Here is a 3,805-nt window from a genome sequence, read left to right as displayed (position 1 = left end):
CCGGCGAGGCGCCGCCGGGCGGGAAGCGTCACAACGGCTCGGAACAGCGCCTCAGCGGGGCTGACCAGTCGTCGATTGCGTCGGACTGATCCGACTGGACCGCCTGGACCGCCTAATCGAAGTAGTCCGGCTGCGTCTGCACGTTCAGCTCGTGCATCCGGACCCGCTTCGCCGGGTCGGTACGGCGGTCGTCGAGCTTCAGGACGTCGAAGCCCTTGGCGATGTCGTTCGAGAAGATGTAGCCGTTGTAGTAGTACGCCGACCAGGAGCCGCCGGTGACGATGCGGTCGGTGGCGAGCGGACCACGTTCGAAGTACGCGATCTCCCTGGGCTTGGCCGAGTCGGTGAACTCCCACACCGAGACCCCGCCCTGATACCAGGCCTGGACCATGATGTCGCGGCCCTTGACCGGGATCAGCGAGCCGTTGTGGGCCACGCAGTTCTCGGTGTCGGCCTGGTGACGGTCGATCTTGAAGTAACTGCGGAAGACCAGTTTGCGCCGGTCGCCCTTGCCGACGATGTCGTAGATGCCGTCGGCTCCGCGGTTGGGTCCGATCACCGCGTTGCAGGTGGCACCGCTGCCGCCGCCCAGCTCGTCGGTGAAGACGACCTTGTCGGCGTTCTGGCTGAACGTCGCCGAGTGCCAGAACGCGAAGTTGACGTTGTCCTGGACCTGGTCGATGACCTTCGGGTGCTCGGGGTCCTTGATGTCGAAGAGGATTCCGTCACCCATGCAGGCACCCGCGGCGAGGTCCTTGGAGGGCAGCACCGTGATGTCGTGGCAGCCGGTGGTCTTGGAGACGCCCGGGTTGGTGGGACCGCCGGGGTTGCCGCCGCCGTCCGGGCCCTCGCCCGGGAACAGTACGGGGAAGTTCACGATCGCGGACTTCTCGGGGGCGTTGCGCGGCACCTTGATGACGGAGATTCCGTCGTGCGGCGGCTGGCAGTCCGGGAAGGCGGCGTTGGGCGAGTACGAGGACACGTAGATGTAGACGTTGCGCCGCTCGGGCACCAGGGTGTGCGTGTGCGAGCCGCACGCGGTCTCGACAGCGGCGACGTACTTCGGGTTGCTCTTGTCGCTGATGTCGAAGATCTTCATGCCCTCCCAGGACGACTTCTCCGTCGCCGGCTGTGTCGTACTGGCGCAGGAGTTGTCGCTGCGGGAGGAGTCGGTGGAGAGGAAGAGCAGATTCCCCGACACGGAGACGTCGTTCTGCGATCCGGGGCACAGGACCTGGGCGACGGTCTTCGGGGCCTTCGGATTGCTGATGTCGAAGATACGGAAGCCGTCGTAATTGCCCGCGAAGGCGTACTTGCCCTGGAAGGCCAGATCGGAGTTGACGCCCTGGAGGGCCTCCTTGGGGATGCTGACGACATGTCTGATGTTGTCGCTGTGGACTTCCTCGTCCACGCCGGGTATCTCGCCGCTCGCGATCGCGGCCTCGGCCTCGGCCGTCCGTGCCGAGGAGACGGTCCCCTGGTTCGGGGCGTCTCCCGGGTCCGGTGTGGCGGCCGCGGGTCCGGCCGCCAGCAGTGTGGCCAGCAGCCCGGCCGCGGCTGCCGCCACGCCCAGACGTCTGCGCCGCACGCGGGTGGTGTGCAACGGGGTCACTGCGTCCTCCCTTGGTTCCGCTCGTGGTTGAACGGTGTACCGCCCGGGGCAGTATCGTCCTTAGCATGCCCATATCAAAAGATGGCAACAGGCACGTCATCGGAATCACGGCGACGGTCGCGGCCGCCGTACTCGCCCTGGGCGCCTGCGAGTCGGGGTCCGACGGCCCCACTCGGGGCAGGAGTGCCGGCGGCCCTTCCGTCGTGGCCCCCGGCAAGCCGGGCGAGCCCGCGAAGACGCTGTCGCCCGAAGAGGCCAAGATGGCGGCGCCGGACGACAGCCCCAACTCGGCGGACGTCGAGTACGTCCGGATGATGATCACCCATCACGGCCAGGCCCTGGAGATGACCGGCCTGGCGCCGGACCGGGCCGGCAGCGACCCGGTGAAGCGGCTCGCGGAACGGATCGCCGCCGCACAGCAGCCGGAGATCGGTGCCATGCAGGGGTGGCTGAAGGCCAACGCCGCCGCCGCGGCGAGGGAACCTCACGGCGCGCACACGCACGCGTCGATGCCCGGGATGGCGACCACGGAGCAGCTGGCACAGCTGCGGGCGGCGAAGGGCAAGGCCTTCGACGAGCTGTTCCTGAAGCTGATGATCACCCACCACCAGGGGGCGGTGACGATGGCGTCGAATGCGCTCTCCGAGGGGAACAACGTCGCGGTGGAGGAGATGGCGAACGACGTGGTCGCACAGCAGACGGCTGAGATCAGCCGTATGCGCGCGATGTGAGACTCCCCGGGCGCCGCGCCGAGTGCAATGCTGGAGGCACCCTGCGGGAAGGAGCGCAACCGTGCTTCGAGTCGCCGTCGTCGGTTCTGGCCCGAGCGGGGTGTACACCGCCCAGGCCCTTGTCCAGCAGTCCCTGGTACCCGATGTCCATGTCGACGTGCTGGACCGGCTCCCGTGCCCCTACGGGCTCGTGCGGTACGGAGTCGCGCCCGACCACGAGAAGATCAAGTCCCTGCAGAACAACCTCCGGACGGTCCTGGAGGACGAGCGGATCGGCTTCATCGGCAATGTCGAGGTGGGCTCCCGGGGGCCGGCGCCCGCACGGCTGCTGGAGCTGTACCACGCGGTCGTGTACTGCGTCGGGGCCGCGAGGGACCGCAGGCTCGGCGTGCCGGGCGAAGACCTCCCCGGCAGCTACTCGGCCACCGAGTTCGTGTCCTGGTACAGCGCACACCCGGACGCGGCCGGAAGCGGCTTCGCCCTGGGCGCCCGGTCCGCGGTGGTCATCGGGGTCGGCAATGTGGCCGTCGACGTCACACGGATCCTCGCGCGTGGCGCGGCGGAGCTGCGTCCGACCGATGTGCCGCACGACGCGCTCGGCGCGCTGGCCGGCAGCCGGGTGCGCGAGGTGCACATGGTCGGACGGCGCGGGCCCTCCCAGGCGAAGTTCACCACGAAGGAGCTGCGCGAACTGGGCGGGCTGCCGGACGCCGGGGTGGAGGTGGAGCCGTCCGACCTCGCGCCGGACCCCGGCTTCGCCGACCCGTCGGGCCTGCCCGCGGTGAACCGACGCAACGTCGAAGTCGTACGGGGCTGGGCGGCCGCCGGTCAGGACCCGGCGCGGGAGCGGACACGCCGGATCAGGCTGCGGTTCTTCCTGCGTCCGGTGGAGCTGCTCGAGGCCGACGGGCGGGTGGGCGGGGTGCGCTTCGAGCACACCGTGCCGGACGGCGCGGGCGGTGTGCGCGGCACGGGGACGTACGAGGAGATCGAGGCACAGCTGGTGCTGCGGGCCGTCGGCTATCGCGGAGTGCCGCTCGACGGGCTGCCGTTCGACGCGAACCGCGGGACGGTGCCGCACGCGGCGGGGCGGATACTGCGGGACGGGGCGCCGTCGCCCGGTGAGTACGTGGCCGGCTGGATCAAGCGCGGACCCACCGGAGTGATCGGCACGAACAGGTCCTGCGCCAAGGAGACGGTGAACTCGCTGCTCGCGGACGCCGCCGAGCTGTCGGCTCGCCCGCTCAGGGGCGAACCCCTCGCCGCGCTGCGGGAGTCGGGCCTCCATCCGGTCGAGTGGCCGGGCTGGCTGGCGATCGAGGAGGCCGAGGCGGAGCTTGGCCGGTCGCTGGGGCGCCGCTCGGTGAAGATCCCCGACTGGCCGGGGCTGTTGCACGCGGCGCTCGGCGCCGGCGCGCCGCAGCTGCCTGCGGCGTAGGACCTGTCGGGCAGTCTTTCGAGG

The 3,805-nt window shown here is 70.0% G+C and carries 3 protein-coding genes; 2 read left to right on the top strand and 1 reads right to left on the bottom strand.

Annotated elements, in window-relative coordinates:
• Positions 1 to 112 precede the first annotated feature (112 nt).
• A complete protein-coding gene (locus tag ACWGI8_RS41200) occupies positions 113 to 1,612 on the bottom strand; it encodes an LVIVD repeat-containing protein (RefSeq protein ID WP_453668578.1) in 1,500 nt (499 codons plus the stop codon).
• A 65-nt stretch (positions 1,613 to 1,677) separates the two neighbouring features.
• On the opposite strand from ACWGI8_RS41200, the gene ACWGI8_RS41195 reads away from it, so the two are divergent.
• Together ACWGI8_RS41195 and ACWGI8_RS41190 are read left to right on the top strand one after the other, a co-directional pair.
• A complete protein-coding gene (locus ACWGI8_RS41195; protein WP_453668577.1) occupies positions 1,678 to 2,343 on the top strand; it encodes a DUF305 domain-containing protein in 666 nt (221 codons plus the stop codon).
• Between the two features lie 61 nt (positions 2,344 to 2,404).
• Entirely contained in the window at positions 2,405 to 3,781 is a 1,377-nt protein-coding gene (locus ACWGI8_RS41190; RefSeq protein WP_453668576.1) for an FAD-dependent oxidoreductase, read from the top strand.
• Positions 3,782 to 3,805 lie beyond the last annotated feature (24 nt).

This window comes from Streptomyces sp. NPDC054841, assembly GCF_053611045.1.
The sequence above is the reverse complement of the archived record's forward strand: the minus strand, read 5'-3'. Positions and strand labels throughout refer to the sequence as shown.